Source organism: Chryseobacterium sp. AG844 (assembly GCF_003182335.1).
Lineage (GTDB): Bacteria > Bacteroidota > Bacteroidia > Flavobacteriales > Weeksellaceae > Chryseobacterium > Chryseobacterium cupriresistens.
In genome coordinates this window covers 1-23,001 of record NZ_QGTV01000012.1, presented here as the reverse complement: position 1 = coordinate 23,001, position 23,001 = coordinate 1, and the positions used below count along the sequence as shown (strand labels likewise).

The window sequence follows — 23,001 nt, the reverse complement described above, 5'->3', positions numbered from 1 at the left end:
AAGAATTACTTAATATTGTATTGAATGAAAATAATCGCTGTCATCCCTGCACGTTATGAAGCAAGCCGTTTTCCGGGGAAACTAATGCAGATTTTAGGAGAAAAAACCGTTATTACCACAACCTATCAGAATGTAGTGGAAACGGGGCTGTTTGATGAAGTATTTGTCGCCACAGACTCTGAAATTATTCTTGATGAAATCGTAAAAAACGGAGGAAAAGCCGTTATGACAGGACAGCATGAGACCGGAAGCGACCGTATTGCCGAAGCTGTACAGAATATAGACTGTGATATCGTCATTAATGTTCAGGGAGATGAGCCTTTCCTTAAGTTAGAACCTTTACGTCAACTGATAGAAGTTTTTAAACATGATCAGCAACAGGAAATATCTTTAGCTTCTTTGAAAATACAGCTGCGCGAAAAAGAAGAAATTGAAAATCCGAATAACGTAAAAGTAATTACTGATAACAATGGTTTTGCTTTATATTTCAGTCGTTCTGTAATTCCTTTTCACAGAGAAGTTTCCTTTGATGTAAGCTATTTTAAACATATTGGAGTATATGCTTTCAGAAAAGAAGCGCTGTTGCAGTTTTCAAAGCTGGCTATGAAGCCATTGGAAATCTCCGAAAAGATTGAATGCATCCGCTATCTTGAATATGGAATGAAAATCAAAATGATAGAAACCAATTTCGTAGGAGTAGGCATTGATACCCCGGAAGATTTGGAAAAAGCCCGAAAACTTATCTGAAATTAACAAATTGGTCTTCCTGAGCTTTTGCCTTTGTTGCAATTTTCCATAAATCCCCCTATATTTGAATTTATAAATAAAATTAATGAAGAAGTTATTATTAGTATTTGGACTGATATTTTCGCACGTGATATTCGGACAGACCGCAAAGGAAATTATTGACAAAAACATTGAATTATCCGGAGGGTTAACCAATTGGAAACTGTTAAACTCAGTATTGCTTCAGGGAAAAGTAGTCCTGGGTGTGAAAGATGAATATCCGATAAGAATTTTTCAGCAGCGTCCGAATCTTACTAAAACATTGATTACTACCGGAGGGAAAGAAACAGCTATTGAAGGTTTTGACGGTACCAAAGGCTATGCAATGAACTATGCGGCCAACAAGCTTCAGGAATATCCTGAATATGTGCCGGAAAGTTTTGATAATGATTTTATTGATTGGGAAAATAAAGGATTTGACGCCAAATATCTTGGAAAAGAAAAAGTAGGAGAGATCTACTGCCATAAGGTACAGCTTACCAAGAATGTAAATAAGAACATGTATTATTTTGATACAAAAACGTATATGCTGATTAAAGAAGTGAAAAAAGATGAGACACTGATTTATTCTGATTTCAAAAAAGTTGGAAACATTATAATGCCTTTCAGAATTGAGTCTTCAAGTCCTAAAAAAGACGGAGATTATGTGATGTTATTAAACAGAATCGATATCAATAAAGTTTTTCCGGCTAATATTTTTAAATTTTAAATCAACTGCAGCCTGCTGCATAAAATTATAAGAAATGAAAAAGATTTTTTTACTGCTGCTTTCTTTCATGGCATTCCTGCAAAGCTGCACCAACCAGAAAAGTGAAATTTCTAAAGCTAAAACCACAGAACTTATGGGAAAAACAATATATGACTTTAAAGTAGAAAGTCTTGATGGTAAAGAAATCAATTTTGCAGATTTCAAAGGGAAAAAAATTCTGATTGTCAATACCGCTTCAGAATGTGGGTTTACACCCCAGTACGCAGATCTTGAAAAGGTGTACGAACAATATAAAGATAAACTGGTTGTAGTAGGTTTCCCTGCAAACAATTTCGGAGGCCAGGAGCCTGGAACAAACACTGAAATTGGTGCTTTCTGCCAGAAAAATTACGGAGTAACGTTCCCTTTGGCTGCCAAAGTTTCTGTGAAAGGAGATGATACCGCTCCTATCTTCAAGTACTTAACAGAAAAGGAGTTGAACGGAGTAAAGAACACAACCATTCTTTGGAACTTCACCAAATTCCTGGTAGATGAAAACGGAAAACTGATCGATTCTTTTGTAAGTACTACAAAGCCTACTGATGAGGCTATTACAAAGTATCTGAAATAAGAAATATTTTTATAAGTGGGTGTTAACATCCACTTTTTTATTTTTAACTTAAATAAATGCTCCCTATGAAAAAAATAATTTTTACCCTTTGTATCCTGGCTTCATTTATGTTAGGATTTGCTTTTAAGGCCGTTACAGAAAACAAGTCTGACGATATGAAAAGAGTTACCGGCATTGGCGGTATCTTTTTTAAATGTAAAGATCCTGAGAAAATGAGAGAGTGGTATGAAAATCACCTGGGACTCAGTACCAATCAGTATGGAGCTGTATTTGAATGGTTTCAGGGTAGTGATAATTCTAAAAAAGGATTTAGCCAGTGGAGCCCTTTCAGTGAAAAGACTAAATATTTTCAGCCTTCGGAGAAAGATTTCATGATCAATTACAGGGTGGATAACCTTGAAAAACTTGTTGAACAGTTGAAGAAAGAAAATGTAACCGTTGTAGATAAGATTGAAACTTATGAATATGGAAAATTTGTCCATATCATGGATATTGAGGGCAATAAAATAGAACTTTGGGAGCCTAATGATATTGAATATGAAAAATTAGGACAGAAAATGGGCAGCAAGACCACAAAATAGGTAATAGATTACAGGTAGCAGGATTGGGGCTTAGATTTTAAGGGAATCAATAAGGAGGTTTTCCCTTTAACACGAAACATATTACTCGCATCCCAAACCGCGAATTACGCATCCCGAATCTTTTAACTATTCATTAGTCTTCTCTGCAAAACAGAAAATATTTCCCAGCTTGATACTGGAGTAGCCGTTACTTTTTATTTTCGAAGAATTAATCATTGCCTTTGCTAAAATATCTGTTGGCAGAGGTTTTTGACTTTCTAACAACCCAAGTTTATTCGCAAATTTAATGATGCGGCTTCCCAATACTTCTCCGGTTCTTTCAGAATCTTTTCGTTCCAGCATTCCCGGCTTAAAAATAGTGATCTTGTTGAAATGCAATTGTTTTACAGCTTCTTCCAGTTCGCCTTTCATTTTAGAATAGAAAATTTTAGACTGTGGATTTGCTCCGTAAGCCGATACCAGAATATAATCTTCCACTTCATTCTCTTTCGCTGCTTTCGCAAATTCATACTGATAATCAAAGTCTACTTTCTTTTGGGCTTCTTTGCTTCCGGCATCTTTTAAAGTTGTTCCAAGACAGGAAAATGCAACATCTCCTTTTACCATATTTTTCCATTCCTCGGGCTTCTCAAAATTCACCACATGAACTTTTAGCTTGTCATTTTGAATATCAACAGGCTTTCTGACAAAGATATCCACTTCATCAAACTCTTTGTCATTCAGTAACTGATTGACAAGATCTTTTCCTGTGGCACCTGTAGCACCTATTACCAGAGCTTTCATAATAATTGCGGTTTTGTGAGATTATTTCTTTCTTAAATTTACTAAATTTGAATCAAAGATTAAAGAATTAATTTGATCATTACCTATTACTTATCACTTATTACTTATATTGAACATGGATGCCAACGAAATTTTAGATTACTGTCTTGCCAAAAAAGGAGTTACAGAAAGTTTTCCGTTTGATAACGAAACTCTGGTGATGAAAGTAGACACCAAAATGTTTTTACTGATGGGACTTGAGAGACAGCCGTTGGCCATTAATGTAAAAACAGATCCGGAATGGAGTGCAGAGCTTCGTGAGCAATATCCTCAGATCACAGGTGCTTATCATATGAACAAAACCCACTGGAATTCCGTAGCAGTAGATGGATTGAAAAGAGATCTGATCTTTAAACTCATTGATCAATCCTACGAGCTGGTTTTCAAATCCCTGACTAAAAAGGCGCAGAATGAAGTCAATTCATTATAGTACATCAAATAAATTGAGGTACGGGATTTGTTATCTATTACTGGTGAAATAATATATTTGACATTAATAAAATAAATAACAAATGAGAAATCACCTTTTATTATTCGCAGCAGCCGGAACATTGATGCTGTCAGGCTGCACCAAGCCGGTAAATAAGAACACTACCAAAAAAAACACTTCTGCTGTATCAGCCTCTGAAAAATCTCCCGAAACTCTTAAATTAGAATTTTCAGGAACAGGCGCATTTACCATTAAAAATGCCCGACTGAATGTGAGCTTATATGGAATGGACGAAAAATTAGCTGATGCTCCTGCTACTTTAATTACAGAACAGGAATATGAACAGAAATCAATACCTTTCACCATCAATCTGCCAATACCTGAAGATGCTGAAAGCAAGATCAATCCAAAACCTGCAGGGCCTGCAAAATATTATGTAACCATAAGCTGGGACTCTGATGGAAACGGAAAAGCAGATCAAAAAGGAGATATCTTTATTGATTATGACAAGCAGTTCCCGAATGTGAAACTGAATAATGAAACCCAGAAAATCTACTTAAAAGTACTGAAATAAACAAAAAGGCTATTCTCACCGAATAGCCTTTCTCTATATTTAGAAATCAAATTTTTCTGTTATTCTTTTATCCTCATCCAGCCTTTCAATCAATTTGTCCAGACCTTCAAATTTGATTTCATCATGAAGAAAATCCCTGAAACTTACCGTAATCTTTTCTTCATAAATATCATCACCAAAATCAAGGATATAAACTTCCACAGTTAGTTTTTCTCCATTTACCGTCGGATTGGTTCCGATGCTCAGCATACCTTTATATTGGTTGCCTTTTACAAATACTTCTACAATATAAGCTCCTTTTTTAGGCAACAGCTTGATCGATTCGGTATCAATATTAGCTGTGGGATATCCGATGGTTCTTCCGATCTTTTTCCCATGAACTACAGTTCCGGAAACAGAGTAGGAGTAGCCCAACATTTCATTTGCTTCTTTAACATTTCCTGCTAAAAGCGCATTACGCACTTTTGTGGAGCTGATATTGTTTTCATGAATGTTGATGGCTTCCATCTGTTCTACTTCAAAATCAAGTTCTTTTGATAATTTCTGAAGAAGCTCAAAATTTCCGCTTTTGTTTTTTCCAAAAGAATGATCGTAGCCTATAATAAGGTACTTTACATTAAGTTTATTAACTAAAATCTGACGTACAAACTCTTCTCCGGTCAGATTTCTGAATTCTTCATCAAATTCTTTCAGGAACAAATTATCAATGCCATATTTCTCTACAAGTTGTTTCTTTTCCTCCAGTGTATTCAGAAGCTTTAAATCTTCATTCGGATTAAAAACAAATCTTGGATGCGGCCAGAAGGTAAGGATTGCAGTTTCCAGATTATTTTCTGTACCTATTTTAGTCAGTTCATCGATAATACTCTTATGCCCGAGATGTACCCCGTCAAACATTCCTAAAGACAACGCTAGAGGCTTCTGTGAGGAGTAATCTGTAAAATTCTTGAAAACTTTCAAAACGGAAAAATTTTGATTGCAAATATAAAACCTTTATTTTTAATGTAACGGAGAGAACCTGAAAATTTAAAAATGAAAAATTCTGAAAATATCCTGCATTATATTGTATGATAATAATGACAAAGTAATGAATTGCATATTTGCTGTTAAATATAATGATAAATATTGAATTTTACATAGTAAATGGTAAACTCCTTCATCTCTTCAAAAGCATGATAAAAATCTTTTTTTTACCAATTGCGGGTTTATGAAGAATCACTATATTTGCACCAAGAAAAAATTTAGCAATGGCAAACCAAATTAAAGGTAAAATTTCTCAAATTATTGGTCCGGTAATCGACGTTGTCTTCACAGATGTGGAAGCTGTTCCAGCAATCTATGACGCGTTAGAAATTACAAAAGAAAACGGTGAAAAAGTAGTTTTAGAGGTAGAACAACATATTGGCGAAGATACAGTAAGATGTATCGCAATGGACGCTACTGACGGTCTTAAAAGAGGGCAGGACGTAATTGGATACGGAAATCCTATTATGATGCCTATCGGAGAGGCAGTAAACGGAAGACTATTCAACGTTGTTGGTGATGCTATCGATGGACTTCAAGATATTTCTAAGGATGGTGGTCTTCCAATTCACAGACCAGCTCCAAAATTTGATCAATTATCAACTTCAGCAGAAGTTTTATTTACAGGTATTAAAGTAATCGACCTAGTTGAGCCTTATGCAAAAGGAGGTAAAATTGGATTGTTCGGTGGTGCCGGTGTAGGTAAAACAGTATTGATCCAGGAGTTGATTAACAATATTGCAAAAGGACACGGAGGTCTTTCTGTATTCGCCGGAGTAGGTGAAAGAACGAGAGAAGGAAATGACCTTTTGAGAGAGATGTTGGAATCAGGTATTATCAAGTATGGTGATGATTTCATGCACTCTATGGAAAACGGAGGTTGGGATCTTTCTAAAGTAGACTTAGAAGCTATGAAAGATTCAAAAGCTGCATTCGTTTTCGGACAGATGAACGAGCCGCCAGGTGCAAGAGCGAGAGTAGCACTTTCTGGTCTTACATTGGCTGAGTACTACAGAGACGGTGGAGAAAGCGGACAAGGTAGAGACGTACTTTTCTTCGTAGATAACATCTTCCGTTTTACACAGGCTGGTTCTGAGGTATCTGCACTTCTTGGTCGTATGCCATCAGCGGTAGGTTACCAACCAACGCTAGCTTCTGAAATGGGTGCGATGCAGGAAAGAATTACTTCAACTAAAAATGGTTCAATTACTTCAGTACAGGCGGTATACGTACCTGCGGATGACTTAACTGACCCGGCTCCTGCAACTACGTTTGCTCACTTGGATGCAACTACGGTACTTGACAGAAAGATTGCTTCATTAGGTATCTATCCAGCGGTAGATCCACTTGCTTCTACTTCAAGAATCCTTGCTCCTGAAGTTATCGGTCACGATCACTACAACTGTGCTCAAAGAGTAAAAGAGATCCTTCAAAGATATAAAGCACTTCAGGATATCATCGCAATCCTTGGTATGGAAGAACTTTCTGAAGAAGATAAAGCTGTTGTATACCGTGCAAGAAAAGTTCAGAGATTCTTATCTCAACCTTTCCACGTAGCAGAGCAGTTTACAGGTATCCCAGGATCATTGGTAGACATCAAAGATACAATCAAAGGATTCAACATGATTATGGATGGTGAATTAGATCACTTACCAGAAGCAGCTTTCAACTTGAAAGGAACCATCGAAGAAGCTATCGAAGCAGGACAAAAAATGTTAGCTGAAAACGCATAAATTATTAACAATTTGAGATTTGAAATTTGAAATTCGATGAGTAATTTCAAATTTCAAACATCAAATTTCAAATTTGTTTCTATGAATATAAAAATTTTAACACCAGAGTACGTAGTTTTTGAAGGAGAAGTAGACTCAGTATTGTTGCCTGGAAAAAATGGTGAATTTCACATCATGAAAAACCACGCAGGAATTGTTTCTTCTTTAATCGGAGGTGATGTAAAGCTTTTTGCTAACTCTATTGATGAGGCTTATGCTAAAAATTTCACTAAAGAAGCCGGAAAAGACTCTGTTTTTGCTTATGCTATCAAAAGTGGTGTTGTAGAATTTAATCATAATAAAGGAATTATCCTTTGTGAATAATTAAATGAAAAGCTAAATATATTTTCAAGAAAGTGTAACTTTGTGTTACACTTTTTTTATTTGTAAAAGTCTGATTGTATGAAGAGAGGCATAATCATATTATTTACAGTTCTGGGTGTTTTCCTCCATGCCCAGAATATCAAAACCAAAAGAGGAATTATTAATCTTGACGGTATTCCGGTAGCTAAGCTCTCCAACAAATCCAGCGAATATACGTTTATGGATCTTAAAGAGACCCCGATGTATACGATTAAATTCATTGATAAAAGCATCGTGGATTCTGTTCGCGACAGTTATATCATTGTCAACAGAGTGTACAACAGGGACAAAACCATCGAAATTGATTACTCGTCACCTTCTGCATTTTCCGGAGAAGAAAAATCTGCAGTCTTTACTTCAGTTAAAGATCTTAAAATTATTGATAACAAAGGGATCAATGTTAAAAACCTGGATGAGCTTTTTTCAAATGTCCCGAAAAGGAAGCTGGATGCTAAAACAAAAGATGCTTATGCGATCAGAAAGAAAATAGACAAGATGAATATTGAGGTCAATAAAGTAGGAGAGATCCTTAGTAATGGCATTCCGGTGGGGTATTTTACCAATCTGCCGGTAAGTTTTGGTTCGGAAGATACCATTATGGACAAAACACCTATTGATATTGAAATTTATGATGCTAAAAGTAAACTTATCGGAAGGTATATCACCACAACAAAACAGCTGAAAACAGCGGGAGGAAAGTCTTTTACCATCTACAGAGAAATGTCCGGAAGAGCTTCAATCCTGAAATTCCCGACCTACAAAGCATTGGCTGAGCGCATGGCGATTATGGATCCCAATTTTATCAAAATACAGGAAAAAGTAAACGTAGGTACTGTTTCAAAAGAGACCCCTAATTAATGTAATACAGATTTTATAGATAGGAACGGGCTTTAGCCCGTTTTTTTTATTATGGATCAAATTCATCCGGCTTTAGCCAAAACTTAACCACCCCGTCAAAAATTCTTTGAATTTTCGCCACCCCTCCGGAGGAGGGGAATATTTTGCCGTTTTATTTGTAGTAGTTAGAAATTTGGATTTATATTAAATAAATTCTTCCAAAATTAAAAAATACTTTATTCTCTCAAATCAAAATCTGTGGGAGATTATAATTGAATAGAAGCAGGTGTTATTCGTTCAGAAAGAATGACAAAAATTCTGCAATCACAAAAATCCCTGAGAAAAAAACGGAATTTTTTATAAACTTAAAATCACCCCGTTTTCCTTCAATTGCTGCATTGGTTTTGAGAACCAGAACAGCTCAAAATCATCGAAATTTTCTTCAAATTGAGTTTTAAGTTGTTGAATAGTAGGTTTTTTAGAATTTTCAACAGCATTTTCTTCCAGTACATTCATCAGCCATTCTGCTTTTTCCTGTTCCAGTTCCACCTTCACAATATTGGTTTTTAAGTGGAATGTAAGAAGCGTATACGTACCAGAATATTTCTTTTTATTTTTTACGCGATTCTCAGCGATTACATTTTTGGTTAAAAAGACAACTTTGGAATTGGTCTTCAACTGAAACTGCCCATCTTCCAAAAGACAGTCGTGAATATAATCCGGATGAATGGTTGTTCTTGGAATTTTAAAATCAAACCATTCCTGAAGCGGCAGTTCGAAATTGACTCCATGCATATAATTGAATAAAGATTTCTTTAATCCGAAGCTGAACCTGTTATGATCGATTCCGGTCTTATCTTTAAAATCTACATCGTTATTGGCAAACAGAATTTCCTGTTTTACCGGAACTACACCGAAATCTTCCGGGCTCATCCCGACAGGTGAGTGTGCGGTCATCGCAAACTGATGCCAGAAACCGCTTTGAAGAATTCCCATTTCAAACATTTGTCTTACCATTTCAAGGGAGTCTACAGTTTCCTGAATCGTTTGGGTAGGATAGCCATACATCAGATAAGCGTGAACCATAATTCCCGCTTCTGTAAAATTTCTTGTTACATTGGCAACCTGTTCTACAGAAACTCCTTTATCAATTAATTTCAATAATCGGTCGCTGGCTACTTCAAGCCCACCGGAAACAGCCACGCATCCTGAAAGTTTCAGAAGATAACAGAGATCACGGGTAAAGCTTTTTTCAAAACGGATATTGGTCCACCAGGTAACCACCAGATTTCTTCGGAGAATTTCCAGAGCAACCTCTCTCATAAGGGCAGGTGGAGCAGCTTCATCTACAAAATGGAATCCTGTCTCACCGGTTGTACGGATCAGTTCTTCAATCCGGTCTACCAGAATTTTCGCAGAAATAGGTTCGTAGATTTTAATATAGTCTAAAGAAATATCACAGAATGTACATTTTCCCCAGTAGCATCCGTGTGCCATCGTCAGTTTGTTCCATCGTCCGTCGCTCCATAAACTGTGCATCGGATTGGCGATTTCGATAACGGAAATATATTGATCCAGTTTTAAATCTGTATAATCGGGAGTACCTATTTCAGACTGTTTGAAGTCATGCCTTTTAGAATTATTCTTGTAGACAACTTCATTATTTTCGAGAAGAAAAGTTCTTTTAAATTCGCCTTCCCCGGCGGGAATTTCTAAATTTTGGTGAAGAAGTTCCAATGGAAGCTCACCGTCATCTAAAGTAATAAAATCAAAAAATTCAAATACTCTCTGGTCTTTAACTTCTCTTAATTCTGTATTGGGAAATCCTCCTCCCATCGCAATTTTAATGTGAGGATAATACTTTTTGATCCATTGGGCACATTTGAAACCGGAATACAGATTACCGGGAAACGGTATTGAAAAGCAAACCAGTTTTGGCTGTACGGTTTCTATTTTTTCCTGAAGAATTTTTAACGTAAATTCATCAATAAAGGTAGGCTCACCAGATAGTTTTGAATAAAGTTCATCAAAAGAATTAGCACTTTTTCCAAGGCGTTCCGCATATCTGCTGAAACCAAAATCAGCATCAATATTTTCTACAATATAATCGGAAATATCTTCCAGGTACAAAGTTGCCAGATGTTTGGCTTTATCCTGAAGTCCCATATTTCCAAAAGCAAATTCCATATCATCCAGCTGGTTGAAACGGGAAGCTTCGGGAAGAAAGTTCATGCTGCAGATCTGTCTTGCCAGTGTAGGTGTTTTTCCCTGTAGAAAAGGAATCACCTGATCTATCGTTTTTAAATACTCTTCTCTTAAGGCATAAATTCTCTGGGAATTTTCAGAGGTGTTCCGAAGATCAATTTCTTTATTGAAAACCTTGAGTATTCCGTCCTTTGAAAATAATTCCAAAATAACATCGATCCCCAAATCTACCTGATAACTGGAAATATTTTTGGTATTTAAAAATCCTTTAATATAAGCCGTTGCAGGATAAGGAGTATTAAGTTGGGTAAAAGGCGGAGTAATAAGAAGCAGGTCTTTCAACAGAAATTTTTTGCAAAGTTATTCTAAAGTTTTTTTAGAAAAAAATTTTTTCTCCTGATTATAAACAGTCCGAAAAAGTCTTCAGAAATAGCTTGCTTTATTACATCCTTTTTATCACAATTGTTTTATTTCCAATCTTGAAAATGGTATCTTAGAATAAATCAGCGGGTTTATTAAACAAAGCATCAGTAGCATTGTTATCGATAAAGTTTAGAAAAGCATCTTCATCAAAATATCCGTCCTCATCAAGAATTGCCGGATTTAATAATTCTATTTCACTAGGTTTTTCCAGGCTGATATTTTCAATAAACTTTCCGGTTTTGCCTGTGATCTCATTGTGAAAACTGATTAAGTATCTGGAATAAATATTACTTTCAGCAACAGTGTAATGTCCGTTTTCTGCAATAAGTGAAGTCATAATGCTTCCTCCGATGTAGGTTTCATTATCATTCCCCGAAGCACCAAACAATACTTTTGAGGTAACATTTCCAGCGCAATACAGCGAACCGTTGATGATGATATTTTCTGCCTGGATATTACCGGTAACAATAAGGATAATAAAATCTTCCACAAAAAGCTTCTCCGATAAGTGAAGATCACCATCGATAAGAATGATTTTATACCCTTCATCTTCGGAAGTAATCAGTTCCAGAGAAGTATTGCTGTCATTTTGTATAAGAACAATTTCAGGAGCATCATTTTCATTATTGATGTACAGGGAAGCGTCCTTTAACTTTTCTGCTGTTTCATCGTCCAGCATTTCGAGAAATTCAGTAAGACTTTCTTCATCTATGCCGCTTTCATTGAAAAAATTGTTTTCCAGGGCTTCGTGAGCAATGCTGTATAGATTTTCTGATTTTTCTTTGAGTTGTTTGTATAATTGGTCTTTGGTCAGTTTTTGCAATTCTTTCATCGGTTTTTAAAAGTATATACATTATCTATTCGGTGGGGGAAACACCTGTTAATAGACTGATGCAATATAGTCAGATAAATTGTGTTACGCCAGAAAGAGATGTATTTTTTCAAATATTTTTCTTTTTGATGATTTCCTGAGCTGAAAAATTAGATTATTTCATACAAAAACCGAACTCATCAAGAAGTCCGGCTTTTGTATTATTTTGTATATCAGTCAATAAAAATTTTAGATATGATTTATTTTCTTTTGGTCTCCAATCACATTCAGGGTAACTCCCAAAAGAATTAAAGTAATCCCGATGAGTAAATTCAGAGTGAATTTTTCATGAAACATCAGGACACTGATCAATACAGCAACTACAGGTTCCAAAGCTCCCAAAATAGCAACAGGAGTAGATCCGATATATTTAATAGCATATACCAGACAAAGACTGGAAATCACCGTAGTCAGAAAGGCAAAAATAAGGAAGTTAATGAAGATCTCTGTTGAAGGAATAGCAAACGATGCGTGTGCTGTGACCGCTTTGGACATAAAGAACAGTGAGGTGAAAAGCATTGAATAAAATGTAAGCTTGAATCCGGAAACCTTGATATTCGACTTGTTGACGATAACCATATATAAAGCATAGAACAGTGAACTGAGCATGACAATTCCCAACCCTGCAAAGTTGATTTCCAGTCCTTTTCCTTTTAAACATAAAACAATAACTCCCGCGAAAGCAAGAAGTAAAGAAGCTCCGGATAATCTGGTAAGCTTCTCCTTATAAAAGAAAAGCATGATCAATGCGACAATAATCGGATAAATAAATAAAACGGTAGAGGCAATTCCGGGGGTCAGGAAATCATACCCTAAAAAGAGAAACTCTGAAGAAAGGGCATAACAGATACCAAGGATGGCCAGGATTAAGACCTCTTTTTTATTGATTCTAAAACTCTCCCCTGAATACAGCAGATATCCTCCCACCATTAATGCTGAAAAGAAAAATCTGTAAAACAGCGTAATATCCATTGAAAAGTGCGCCTGTTTTACGGGCAGAATAAAAATCGGAATCAGACCATAGGAAACGGCCGACAAAATTCCCAGTGTGTAACCTCTAAGTTTCATGTGCATTATAGTTATTAAACAAAAAAACCACTGAATCAATCAGTGGCTTTCTTTATTTTTTTAAGATTAAATCGGTTTAAAACTTAATCCTTGTTCCTGCAGTAATTTTTCTTCCTGCTCTTTGTAGTAGCCACCTACTAATTTATCGTGAATAGCTTCAAACGCTGCCAGAGTTTCATTAATCTCTGCATCGGTATGAGAAGCGGTAGGAATCAGTCTTAAAAGAATCATTCCCTTCGGAATGACCGGATATACCACCACAGAGGTGAAGATACCATAATTCTCTCTTAAATCTTTTACCAATAGAGTAGCCTCTACCGGAGTTCCCTGCATCATTACCGGAGTTACACAAGTATTCGTGTCTCCAATGTTGAATCCTCTTTCTTTAAGTCCGTTCTGTAATTTGTAAACATTCTCCCAAAGTTTAGCTTTGATCTCAGGTCTTGATCTCAACAGTTCCAGTCTTTTCAGACCTCCGATCACCATTGGCATGGTAAGGGATTTTGCGAAGATTTGTGATCTCAGGTTGAATTTCAGATATCTGATGATTTCTTTGTCACCCGCAAGGAATGCTCCGAAACCAGCCATTGATTTGGCAAAAGTAGAGAAATACACATCAATCTGATCGTTGCAATCCTGCTCTTCACCCACACCGGCACCTGTTTTACCAAGTGTTCCGAAACCATGAGCATCATCTACTAAAAGTCTGAACTGATATTTGGATTTAAGATCGCAGATCTCTTTGATTTTTCCCTGCTGTCCTCTCATCCCGAAAACTCCTTCAGTGATTACAAGAATACCTCCTCCTGTTTCTTCGGCTACTTTAGTGGCTCTCTGAAGGTTTTTCTCCAGACTTGCCATATCATTATGCTTGTAGGTAAATCTTTTACCGGAATGAAGTCTTACTCCATCCACGATGCAGGCATGAGAATCCATATCATAAACAATCACATCATTTCTGCTTACCAAAGCATCAATGGTAGAAACCATTCCCTGGTAACCGAAATTCAATAAATATGCTGATTCTTTTTTTACGAAGTCTGCCAGTTCTCTTTCCAGCTGAAGGTGCTGGTCTGTTTCTCCGGACATTGCTCTTGCACCCATTGGATAGAACATTCCATATTCTGCAGCCGCTTTCGCATCCGCTTCTATTACTTCAGGGTGATTACACAGCCCTAAATAGTCATTGGCACTCCAGAAAATTACTTCTCTCCCCTGAAATTGCATTCTCGGGCCAATAGGTCCCTCTAATCTTGGGAAAATAAAATAGCCTTCACCATAATCTGCAAATTGTCCAAGTGGTCCTGGATTTTCTTTTATTCTTTCAAAAATATCCAACATTGTATCGTAATTTTTAAGTAATAAAGCCTTTTTTGTCTGAATACGCAAAAGGCTTTATTTATTTGTATCGTGATTTTATTCGTTCTTATTTGATAAACTCGGTTTTGAAAACTTCGTCATAGTTGTGAACACAATTGTTAACAAATCCCTGTTCAGCCATCCATTTGTCACTGTATACTTTGGTGATGTATCTGGAACCGTGGTCAGGATAAATCAAAACAACTACGTCATTTTCTGTAAGTTCATGAGATTGGGCATACTGCATCAATCCCTGGGTTACAGCTCCGGTAGTATAACCTCCCATGATGGCTTCTTTCAAAGCGATTTCGCGGGTTCTGTACGCGGACATTTCATCATTTACCCTTACAAACTCATCCACCTTGTCGAAAAGCAGGGCGGAAGGGATCAGGTTTTTACCCATTCCTTCAATCTGATAAGGATGTACATCTTCTTTGTGTATTTCTCCTGTTTCGTGGTAGCTTTTAAGGATAGAACCGTCTGCATCTACACCAATAATCTTGATATCAGGATTTTTTTCCTTCAAAAATTTGGCAGAACCAGACAGTGTACCCCCCGTTCCGGTGCAGGCAAAAAGGTGAGTGATCTTACCTTGTGTCTGTTCCCAGATCTCTGGACCTGTTGTCTGATAGTGTGCATCAATATTCAACTCATTAAAATATTGATTGATGTAAATAGAATTAGGAGTTTCCTGAGCGATTCTTTTAGCTACTTCATAATATGACCTTGGATCATCTGCCGGTACATTGGCCGGGCATATATACACCGTAGCTCCCAATGCTTTCAGATAAGCAATTTTTTCAGGTTTTGTTTTATCACTTACTGCAAGAATACATTTATATCCCTTAATGATACACACCATCGCAATAGAAAATCCGGTATTACCGGAAGTAGTTTCTACAACTACAGAATCTTCCTTTAAAAGGCCTTTTTTCTCTGCGTTTTCTATAATATGAAGTGCGATTCGGTCTTTGGTGGAATGTCCAGGATTATATGATTCTAACTTGGCATAAATGGTTGCTGGAATATCTTTTGTCACAGTATTTAGCTTCACCATCGGAGTGTGTCCTATCAGGCCAAGAATATTATCGTAAACATTACTCATTATTTGTTATTTTCAATAAAAATCTGACTGCAAAAATACAAAAAAATAAATAATTACTAAACTTTTGTTTGATTTCTGGGGCATAGTTTGTAAAAAAATATTTTCGTATTTTCAGTTTTGACACGAGTATAATCGCAAATACTGCGCCAAAATTTTTAAATTTTGTTAAAACCCGCATAAAATAAGATAAAAGCCTTATTTTCGCATAATTGATTTAATACTATGAAAAATTGGACTTTTAGGCAATGGAACACCGTTTCAGGATGGGTGATTTTCGTTATTGCTTTCTTCACGTACTTGTCCACCATAGAACCCAATTTCAGTTTTTGGGATTGTGGCGAGTACATTTCTTCTGCAGTAAAACTTGAAGTAACGCACGCTCCCGGAGCTGCTTTATTCCAGATAGTGGGTGCCGTGGCAGCCATTTTTGCATTAGGGAAAGGCGAAAACTATTCTATCGTGATCAACGCGATGTCTGCATTGTTCAGTGCGCTGACTATTTTATTTTTGTTTTGGACGATCACTCATTTTGTGAGAAGACTTTTAAACAAAGATTTTGAAGAAATTACAAAACATCAGGAAATCTCTATTTTATTTGCAGGAGCAGTGGGAGCACTTTGCTTTACGTTCTCAGATACGTTCTGGTTCTCTGCAGTAGAAGGAGAGGTTTACTCTATGGCTTCTATGTTTATTGCGCTTTTGGTCTGGTTGATCACCAAATGGGAGAATGAGTATCAGGCGGGAGACAGTGAAAGATGGATTATTCTTATTTTCTTCATTTTAGGACTTTCTGTGGGAGTACACATGATGTGTATGCTGGCAATTCCTGCAGTATGTCTGGTATATTATGCAAGAAATTACAAGTTTACCTGGAAAAACTTTATCTGGGCAAACCTTATTACACTGGGAATTTTGATTATCGTTTTCAAAATTATTTTCCCTTTAATTATGACGATGTTCGGAAGACTTGAGATTTTCTTTGTGAATGGTCTTGGACTTCCTTTCCACTCCGGAACCATTGCAGCGTTTATTTTAATGGTAGCGATCTGCTACTTCTTAATTAAATATGCAAGAAAGGCAAAAAGAAACATTTATCAGACGGCTGCATTATCTGTAGTTTTCATGATGATAGGGTTCTCCTGCTGGATGGTTATTCCTATCAGAGCGAATGCCAACCCGCCAATGAACCTTAATGATCCGGATACGGCAATCGGTATGCTCGATTATTATAACAGAGAGCAGTATGGTGACTGGCCTACTATTTACGGACAAAACTACACGGCATTCCTTGATGCTAACGGAATTGAGAAAAACGAAGACGGAAGTTTCAAAACAAAGAAAACCGGGGAAATCTATGAAAAAGATGAAAAAACCGGAACCTACAGAAAAACGGGAGACCGTTTCAATTATGTATTCAACAAGTCTCAGGTAAGCTTAATGCCGAGAATGTTTAATGAAGATAAGGATGTAATGGCCAACTATATTTCTATGTATGGCGCTCCTGATTTTACATTCAATTATTCTAATGAAGATGTGGCAGACAATCCGCAGGCAAAGCAGATCTTTGACGAACTGAGAGCAAAATATGAAGATAAATCAATTACCGCTTCAGATTATCTGAAAGTAAAACCTTATAACCTGATCAATGTTCAGAAGCCTTCATTCCTTCAGAATATGGATTATTTTATTACGTTTCAGAACGGATATTATTTTGTAAGATACCTCATGTGGAACTTCGTAGGAAGACAAAATGATCTTGAAGGAAACATGGAAAGCACAAAAGGAAACTGGATTTCCGGAATTCCTTTCATTGATAATGCTACGGTAGGAAATCAGGATAAAATGCCTGCTAAATTTAAGAATGAAAGTACGGTAAAATTCTTTTTCCTTCCATTAATTTTAGGATTGATCGGATTCTTCTTCCAATTGAACAGAGACTTCGGAAGATTCTATGCACTGTTATCTTTATTTATTTTAACAAGTGTAGGGATTATCTTCTACACTGGGGTAAAACCATTTGAACCAAGAGAAAGAGATTATGCAATGGTAGGTTCATTCTATGCATTTGCGATCTGGATCGGTTTGGGTGCCGGAGCTATTCTTTGGTTCTTACAATCTAAAATAAAATCAAACGGGGCTAATATTGCTCTGGGAGTGGTTTTATTAGGAGTACCATTCATGATGGGCTTCCAGAACTATAATGTTCATGACAGAAGCAACAGATATACTGCATACGACTATGCGTATTCAGTGTTAAAATCATTGCCGAAAAACGATATCCTTTTCGTTTACGGAGATAACGATACTTACCCGGTTTGGGCTATTCAGGAGACGGAGCAGTTCAGGGATGATGTGAAGGTGGTTAACTTTACCCTTGCCTCAACTCCATGGAATCTGGATCAGATCAAAAGAAGAACGTACAATGCGATGGGAATCCCCAGCCAATTGACGCATGATGATTACAGAGATGGTGTAAACGACCAGATCTATATGATGAAGAAGGAAGATTGGGAAGGTGTTTTCTCTATGTTGAAAGAACAGGGAGCTCCGGAAACAGAATTCCAGTCGTTCAGAAAATATCTTACTCAGGATTCTCTAACCTTGAAACAGGCGATTGAATTCATTAAATTCAAATCTCCTGAAAAAGACGAATTGTTGAAAATGTATTTCGGGGAAGAGAAATTTGAAAAATACAATATCCTTCCGGTCAACAAATTCATCCTTCCTGTTAACAAAGAAAATGCTTTAAAAGCAGGCATCATCAACAAAGAAGATCTTCCGAATGTTGCTAATCAGATCATGATTACTTACAAAGGAAATACGCTTTATAAGAATAACCTGATTTTGATGGATCTTTTAGCGAACTTCGACTGGAAGCGTCCGATCAACTTCTCATCAGGAGGTATTTATGACAGCGAAAATATTTTCTATCTGAACGATTACCTTCAGTTTGACGGATTCAGTTACAGATTGATTCCTATCCAGACGCCTCCGAGCGCTGATGGAGATATGGGAAGAGTAGATGCCAATTCTCTTTATAATGTAGTGAAAAACTTCAGATGGGGGAACTTCAAAAACTTAAATGCTCACTTTGATGAAACGGCAACTTCCAATATCATCAGCTACAGAATGTCAGCAAGCAGAGCGGCAGCAGCCCTAGCATTAAGCGGACAGAAAGCAAAAGCATTGGAAATTCTGGATCTTGCAGCCAAAGAAATTCCGGCAGAGAAATATAATGATCCCCGTTCATTAAGTTCAATTGTTTCAGGATACATTATTGCAGGACAGGAACAGAAAGGTCTTCAGATTGCTGAAGTACTTAAAAAAGGAATCTTTGAAGAGTATGATTATTATTTAAGTCTTTCCAAAGCAGATCAAAGCTATCTGAGAAGACAAATGAGAACAAAACCAATGGAATATTCTCTTGTGGTTTCTGCAGTAACAGATGCTTATACAAAGATCGGACAGAAAGAAAAAGCATATGCTTATCTGGTAAAATCCATAGAGCCGATTGACAAGAAGTTCAATGTATTTATCAAAGATCTTCAGGAAATGGGCAGAGATAAGGCGATGAAAGAGTCTGAAAATGTACAGGAAATTACGCCTTTCTATCAGTACTTATTTGATGTGATGGAGCCTTATGATTCTACCTATTCCAAAGAAAAGGAAAATCAGATTACGACTGCAATTATCAAAGCAACAAAATAAAATAAAACGGAACTTCGGTTCCGTTTTTTTATTATTGGGAATCCTGAATTTTAAGATTATATTTGTGAAAGTAAAAATACATAATGTCCGAAACACAAAATAACAAATTCCCAATGTATGCCGTCATTGCTACGGTTCTTTTTAAACTTCTTTTTTTATTAACGCACTATATCCAGGAAGATGCGTTTATCACCTGGAGAGTTGCCCAGAATCTATTGGATTATGGAGTAATCGGCTTCAATGGAGATACTAAAATTTCTGCATCTACAACACATCTGTATGTTTTTGTATCCTATATTTTCAATCTTGTTTTTGGAAAAGAAAATTTTATTGAGCCTCTTTTGATTTTTAATTCCATACTGTTTACCATAGGAACTTTATGGCTGTCTAATCTGGTTTTAAAAAATCCATGGCATAAGGCAATCTTTATATTTCTGGTCGGTATTTTACCGCCCGCCATTAAAATTTCAATCCTTGGTATGGAATATGGAATTCTGTTTTTTCTGGAGATGGCATTGCTGTACTACGGATTTAACAAAGGGAAAAAATGGGTTGTGACACTTCTTCCCGTTTTAATCATGTTTACCAGAATTGATACCGTCATATTCCTGGGAATTGTATTCCTTGTAGATTTATTCTGGAATAGAAAAATAAGATGGAATTATATTTTTGGAGGAGCTTTTGGAGTTTTATCAACAGTTGCTTTCAACTGGTTTTACTTTGGTGAACTGGTGAACAATACCATTACCGCAAAAAAATTGCTTTACAGTGAAAATTTTACGATCCAGCAGCATATCGGGTATTTCTTTAAAAGCTTTGGAAATTTCTGGGGAATGCTGAAAGTTCCGGGAGATTTCAATCCGCTGACTATCGTAGTTTTGGTTTTTGAATTGCTTTGCTTTATTTATCTGATCAGACAAAGGGAAAAAAGAAACTACTTTTTGTGGATGATTTTCCTCTTCGGATGGGCAAAACAAATCATATTCATTTCTCAAAAAAGCTTATTCGACTGGTATTACTGGGTGCCGCAGCTTTTACTTTTTGTTCCTGTTCTTATTTTCGTACTGGAACAGAAAGAGAAGAAAAACCTATGGCTTTCATTATTAATTGTATTCTACATTTTTCCGATGCTTGTTTTCCAGACTGTTCACTGTATTGCAACAGGAAACGGAGAATGGAACTACCGCAGAACAATTGGTACCTTCTTAAACCAATATGAAAAAGATAAAAACCAGTGGATTTTATTGGAGCCGGCAGGGTATGTTCCTTATTTTTCAGGATTAAAAACGATTGATGAGGTAGGATTGGTAGATAAGCAGATTCAGGAGGAAATTAAAAAAGATAAAACAAATTACTGGATCAACACGGTAAAAAACAGAAAACCGAAATATCTTCTTTCCTATAAAAACCTTTATGAAGGTAATAATGCCAATTCAATGTATTACCAAACCCATTATAAACTTTTGAAAGAATTCCGGGTGAAAGATCATCTGAATAGTGATCATAAGATTCTGGAAAAAATATACCATCTGAAACCTTCCGGAACAGACTATAATTTGTACATTAGAATTGATTAAAAGATTTAAAAATTGAAAGAATTCAGAAAAAAGTTTTATAATAACTCTTTCACTCTAATACTCTCAAACCCTCCGACCCAACAATCACTGCAACCTAATATCTAAAACCTAATACCTGAAAAAATGAAATACTGTGCTTTTCTCCGCGGCGTCAACGTAAAAGGAACCAATATGAAAATGGCGGAAGTCTGCCAGGTTTTTAAAGATGCGGGGATGAAAGACGTAAGTTCAATATTGGCGTCCGGAAATATTGTGTTTTCTTCAGATAAAAATGTGAAGGAGTTAAAGACCATTCTTGAAAAAGCGATGTCTGACCATTTTTCTTACGAAGCTTTTTTGTTTGTGAAAACTCAGGAAGAAATAGAAGTGTTCTGGAACAGTATTCCTTTTGAAAAGAACGATACATTTCACATCTATGGCTTTGTAGGGATTCCCGGAGTGGAAAACGTTTTGATGGAGGAGTTTCAGAAAGCCACTCAGGCAGAAAATGAGAAAGCGGAGATCATCAATGATATATTTTACTGGCAGGTTCCGAAAGGAAATACCTTAGATTCTACCTTCGGGAAAGTATTAGGTAAAAAGAGCCTTAAAGATCAGTTTACCACCAGGAATGTGAATACTTTTGAGAAGATTTTGAAAAAGATGAATTAAAATACACGAATTACCCTTCGGATATAGCTTATCCAGTTATATTATAACATTTATTGGAAATTCAATAGGAATGGGCTTTAGCCCGTTTATCAATAAAATTAACAGTCATTGGCTTCAGCCAAAACCTATTTTATTTTTATAAATTATAGTAGAGTTTCCCACAGATTTTGCTGATCTACGCAGATTCTACCTTTGGAAAGTACTGGGCAAAAAAAGTCTTAAAGATCGTGCAGGAAGGTGAAAAGGCATGAGAAAATTTAAAAAAAATTCTAAATAATTATCCCAATGCTTCGACAGGCTTAGCATGACACCGCTAAAAAATAACGTTAATGTAACGTGACCTCGATGTGTTTGTACATTGATGGTTTATACTTTGTATTATGATTTTCACATTAATAAAACAGCTAGTATTAGAGTTGTCATGCTGAGCCTGTCGAAGCATCCATCAATAAATAATCAGAAATCCAAAAGCCAAAAACGATTGCAGCCATAGCCTGTTAAAGCAATCAAATAATTTCCATTTGTGAAACTTTCTCAGTATTTTTACTGAACTTTTTAATTACAACAAAATGATTCAGTATTTAGATAATATTTCGCACAAAGATTCAAAAAACTTTTTCCTTATTGCCGGACCTTGTATTATTGAAGGGGAAGATATGGCATTAAGAATTGCTGAAAAAGTAATCAGTATTACAGACAAATACAATATTCCCTATATTTTCAAAGGAAGCTTCAAAAAGGCTAACAGAAGCCGTGTAGATTCTTTTACAACCATTGGTGAAGAGAAATCTCTGGAAATTCTTAAAAAAGTAGGAGAGACGTTCAATATTCCTACCACAACAGATATTCATGAGAATGAACATGCAGCATTAGCAGCACAGTATGTGGATGTTTTACAGATTCCGGCATTTCTGGTGCGCCAGACTGATTTATTGGTGGCTGCAGCTAAAACAGGAAAATGTGTTACCCTTAAGAAAGGTCAGTTCCTTTCTCCGGAGGCGATGAAGTTTGCCGTTCAGAAAATTACAGATTCCGATAACCAGAAAGTAGCGATTATTGAAAGAGGAAATTCTTTCGGATATACGGATCTTATCGTGGATTACAGAGGAATTCCTACCATGAGAGAATACGCCCCTGTGATTCTGGACGTTACACACTCTCTGCAACAGCCTAACCAAAGTTCAGGCGTTACAGGCGGAAGACCGGATCTTATTGAAACGGTTGCCAAAGCAGGAATTGCAGTGGGAGCAGACGGAATTTTCATCGAAACACATCCTACACCGGAAACCGCATTATCTGACGGTGCCAACATGTTAAGATTAGATTTATTAGAAGATTTGTTACAAAAATTGACAAGAATTAGAGAATCGATTTTGTAATTGTTAAAAAAACATTAATTTTAGAAATTCTAAAACATTTCTTTTGAAAAAACTAGTTTTACCGCTAAGCCTTATGGTCCCTGTATTGTTTTTCTCCCAACAAAGGAAAAAAGATACAGCGACCACTAAAGTAACCGATATAGAGGAA

The 23,001-nt window shown here is 36.4% G+C and carries 20 protein-coding genes; 13 read left to right on the top strand and 7 right to left on the bottom strand.

Annotated features, from left to right (window positions below; genetic code table 11):
- Window positions 1-24: 24 nt before the first annotated feature.
- From kdsB to DEU40_RS12960, 4 genes are all read left to right on the top strand, one after another.
- Complete coding sequence (gene kdsB, locus DEU40_RS12975) at window positions 25-747, top strand: 3-deoxy-manno-octulosonate cytidylyltransferase (RefSeq protein WP_110010223.1); 723 nt, start codon at window positions 25-27, stop codon at window positions 745-747.
- Between the two features lie 85 nt (window positions 748-832).
- On the top strand, window positions 833-1,495 hold the full coding sequence (locus DEU40_RS12970; RefSeq protein ID WP_110010222.1) for a histidine kinase: 663 nt from the start codon (window positions 833-835) through the stop codon (window positions 1,493-1,495).
- Window positions 1,496-1,529: 34 nt separating this feature from the next.
- Window positions 1,530-2,105: a glutathione peroxidase gene (locus DEU40_RS12965; RefSeq protein ID WP_110010221.1), complete on the top strand. Its 576-nt coding sequence runs from the start codon at window positions 1,530-1,532 to the stop codon at window positions 2,103-2,105.
- 65 nt (window positions 2,106-2,170) lie between these two features.
- Entirely contained in the window at window positions 2,171-2,686 is a 516-nt protein-coding gene (locus DEU40_RS12960; RefSeq protein ID WP_317047529.1) for a VOC family protein, read from the top strand.
- Window positions 2,687-2,812: 126 nt separating this feature from the next.
- Here DEU40_RS12960 and DEU40_RS12955 read toward each other — a convergent pair whose 3' ends face one another.
- Complete coding sequence (locus DEU40_RS12955; RefSeq protein WP_110010220.1) at window positions 2,813-3,469, bottom strand: NAD(P)H-binding protein; 657 nt, start codon at window positions 3,467-3,469, stop codon at window positions 2,813-2,815.
- 115 nt (window positions 3,470-3,584) lie between these two features.
- Here DEU40_RS12955 and DEU40_RS12950 point away from each other — a divergent pair, with 115 nt between their 5' ends.
- Both DEU40_RS12950 and DEU40_RS12945 read left to right on the top strand, forming a co-directional pair.
- Entirely contained in the window at window positions 3,585-3,938 is a 354-nt protein-coding gene (locus tag DEU40_RS12950; protein ID WP_110010219.1) for an MmcQ/YjbR family DNA-binding protein, read from the top strand.
- A gap of 82 nt (window positions 3,939-4,020) precedes the next feature.
- Entirely contained in the window at window positions 4,021-4,512 is a 492-nt protein-coding gene (locus DEU40_RS12945) for a hypothetical protein (RefSeq protein ID WP_228406512.1), read from the top strand.
- Between the two features lie 39 nt (window positions 4,513-4,551).
- Here the strand turns inward: DEU40_RS12945 and DEU40_RS12940 are convergent, their stop codons facing one another.
- Complete coding sequence (locus DEU40_RS12940; RefSeq protein ID WP_110010218.1) at window positions 4,552-5,472, bottom strand: bifunctional riboflavin kinase/FAD synthetase; 921 nt, start codon at window positions 5,470-5,472, stop codon at window positions 4,552-4,554.
- Window positions 5,473-5,759: 287 nt separating this feature from the next.
- On the opposite strand from DEU40_RS12940, the gene atpD reads away from it, so the two are divergent.
- From atpD to DEU40_RS12925, 3 genes are all read left to right on the top strand, one after another.
- Window positions 5,760-7,268: a F0F1 ATP synthase subunit beta gene (gene atpD / locus DEU40_RS12935; protein WP_062674887.1), complete on the top strand. Its 1,509-nt coding sequence runs from the start codon at window positions 5,760-5,762 to the stop codon at window positions 7,266-7,268.
- An 81-nt stretch (window positions 7,269-7,349) separates the two neighbouring features.
- On the top strand, window positions 7,350-7,631 hold the full coding sequence (locus DEU40_RS12930; RefSeq protein ID WP_062674884.1) for a FoF1 ATP synthase subunit delta/epsilon: 282 nt from the start codon (window positions 7,350-7,352) through the stop codon (window positions 7,629-7,631).
- Window positions 7,632-7,709: 78 nt separating this feature from the next.
- Window positions 7,710-8,528 carry a hypothetical protein gene (locus DEU40_RS12925; protein WP_110010217.1) on the top strand — a complete coding sequence of 273 codons (819 nt, stop codon included), beginning with the start codon at window positions 7,710-7,712 and terminating at the stop codon, window positions 8,526-8,528.
- 336 nt (window positions 8,529-8,864) lie between these two features.
- On the opposite strand, the gene DEU40_RS12920 is transcribed toward DEU40_RS12925, so the two are convergent.
- The 5 genes from DEU40_RS12920 to DEU40_RS12900 all read right to left on the bottom strand — a co-directional run bounded on the left by DEU40_RS12920 (window position 8,865) and on the right by DEU40_RS12900 (window position 15,538).
- A complete protein-coding gene (locus tag DEU40_RS12920; protein WP_110010216.1) occupies window positions 8,865-11,054 on the bottom strand; it encodes a B12-binding domain-containing radical SAM protein in 2,190 nt (729 codons plus the stop codon).
- A gap of 151 nt (window positions 11,055-11,205) precedes the next feature.
- Window positions 11,206-11,967, bottom strand: a complete 762-nt coding sequence (locus tag DEU40_RS12915; protein WP_110010215.1) for a hypothetical protein — start codon at window positions 11,965-11,967, stop codon at window positions 11,206-11,208.
- A 228-nt stretch (window positions 11,968-12,195) separates the two neighbouring features.
- On the bottom strand, window positions 12,196-13,074 hold the full coding sequence (locus tag DEU40_RS12910) for a DMT family transporter (RefSeq protein ID WP_110010214.1): 879 nt from the start codon (window positions 13,072-13,074) through the stop codon (window positions 12,196-12,198).
- 66 nt (window positions 13,075-13,140) lie between these two features.
- Window positions 13,141-14,412, bottom strand: coding sequence for an aminotransferase class I/II-fold pyridoxal phosphate-dependent enzyme (locus tag DEU40_RS12905; protein WP_171006283.1), 1,272 nt, complete (start codon window positions 14,410-14,412; stop codon window positions 13,141-13,143).
- 88 nt (window positions 14,413-14,500) lie between these two features.
- The gene (locus DEU40_RS12900; RefSeq protein ID WP_110010212.1) at window positions 14,501-15,538 is read right to left on the bottom strand and encodes a PLP-dependent cysteine synthase family protein; all 1,038 of its coding nucleotides are present in this window, start codon (window positions 15,536-15,538) and stop codon (window positions 14,501-14,503) included.
- A 222-nt stretch (window positions 15,539-15,760) separates the two neighbouring features.
- On the opposite strand from DEU40_RS12900, the gene DEU40_RS12895 reads away from it, so the two are divergent.
- From DEU40_RS12895 to kdsA, 4 genes are all read left to right on the top strand, one after another.
- Window positions 15,761-19,246: a DUF2723 domain-containing protein gene (locus DEU40_RS12895; RefSeq protein WP_110010211.1), complete on the top strand. Its 3,486-nt coding sequence runs from the start codon at window positions 15,761-15,763 to the stop codon at window positions 19,244-19,246.
- Window positions 19,247-19,329: 83 nt separating this feature from the next.
- Window positions 19,330-20,823, top strand: coding sequence for a hypothetical protein (locus tag DEU40_RS12890; RefSeq protein ID WP_110010210.1), 1,494 nt, complete (start codon window positions 19,330-19,332; stop codon window positions 20,821-20,823).
- A 123-nt stretch (window positions 20,824-20,946) separates the two neighbouring features.
- The gene (locus DEU40_RS12885) at window positions 20,947-21,474 is read left to right on the top strand and encodes a DUF1697 domain-containing protein (RefSeq protein ID WP_110010209.1); all 528 of its coding nucleotides are present in this window, start codon (window positions 20,947-20,949) and stop codon (window positions 21,472-21,474) included.
- A gap of 569 nt (window positions 21,475-22,043) precedes the next feature.
- The gene (gene kdsA / locus DEU40_RS12880) at window positions 22,044-22,853 is read left to right on the top strand and encodes a 3-deoxy-8-phosphooctulonate synthase (RefSeq protein ID WP_110010208.1); all 810 of its coding nucleotides are present in this window, start codon (window positions 22,044-22,046) and stop codon (window positions 22,851-22,853) included.
- Window positions 22,854-23,001 lie beyond the last annotated feature (148 nt).

Excerpts from the sequence above, each read along its gene's own strand:
- kdsA (WP_110010208.1), top strand. The coding sequence starts at position 22,044 with ATGATTCAGTATTTAGATAATATTTCGCACAAAGATTCAAAAAACTTT.
- DEU40_RS12965 (WP_110010221.1), top strand. The coding sequence starts at position 1,530 with ATGAAAAAGATTTTTTTACTGCTGCTTTCTTTCATGGCATTCCTGCAA.
- DEU40_RS12960 (WP_317047529.1), top strand. The coding sequence starts at position 2,171 with ATGAAAAAAATAATTTTTACCCTTTGTATCCTGGCTTCATTTATGTTA.
- DEU40_RS12900 (WP_110010212.1), bottom strand. The coding sequence starts at position 15,538 with ATGAGTAATGTTTACGATAATATTCTTGGCCTGATAGGACACACTCCG.
- DEU40_RS12925 (WP_110010217.1), top strand. The coding sequence starts at position 7,710 with ATGAAGAGAGGCATAATCATATTATTTACAGTTCTGGGTGTTTTCCTC.
- atpD (WP_062674887.1), top strand. The coding sequence starts at position 5,760 with ATGGCAAACCAAATTAAAGGTAAAATTTCTCAAATTATTGGTCCGGTA.
- DEU40_RS12895 (WP_110010211.1), top strand. The coding sequence starts at position 15,761 with ATGAAAAATTGGACTTTTAGGCAATGGAACACCGTTTCAGGATGGGTG.
- kdsB (WP_110010223.1), top strand. The coding sequence starts at position 25 with ATGAAAATAATCGCTGTCATCCCTGCACGTTATGAAGCAAGCCGTTTT.
- DEU40_RS12950 (WP_110010219.1), top strand. The coding sequence starts at position 3,585 with ATGGATGCCAACGAAATTTTAGATTACTGTCTTGCCAAAAAAGGAGTT.
- DEU40_RS12955 (WP_110010220.1), bottom strand. The coding sequence starts at position 3,469 with ATGAAAGCTCTGGTAATAGGTGCTACAGGTGCCACAGGAAAAGATCTT.
- DEU40_RS12930 (WP_062674884.1), top strand. The coding sequence starts at position 7,350 with ATGAATATAAAAATTTTAACACCAGAGTACGTAGTTTTTGAAGGAGAA.
- DEU40_RS12945 (WP_228406512.1), top strand. The coding sequence starts at position 4,021 with ATGAGAAATCACCTTTTATTATTCGCAGCAGCCGGAACATTGATGCTG.
- DEU40_RS12910 (WP_110010214.1), bottom strand. The coding sequence starts at position 13,074 with ATGAAACTTAGAGGTTACACACTGGGAATTTTGTCGGCCGTTTCCTAT.
- DEU40_RS12970 (WP_110010222.1), top strand. The coding sequence starts at position 833 with ATGAAGAAGTTATTATTAGTATTTGGACTGATATTTTCGCACGTGATA.
- DEU40_RS12890 (WP_110010210.1), top strand. The coding sequence starts at position 19,330 with ATGTCCGAAACACAAAATAACAAATTCCCAATGTATGCCGTCATTGCT.
- DEU40_RS12915 (WP_110010215.1), bottom strand. The coding sequence starts at position 11,967 with ATGAAAGAATTGCAAAAACTGACCAAAGACCAATTATACAAACAACTC.
- DEU40_RS12885 (WP_110010209.1), top strand. The coding sequence starts at position 20,947 with ATGAAATACTGTGCTTTTCTCCGCGGCGTCAACGTAAAAGGAACCAAT.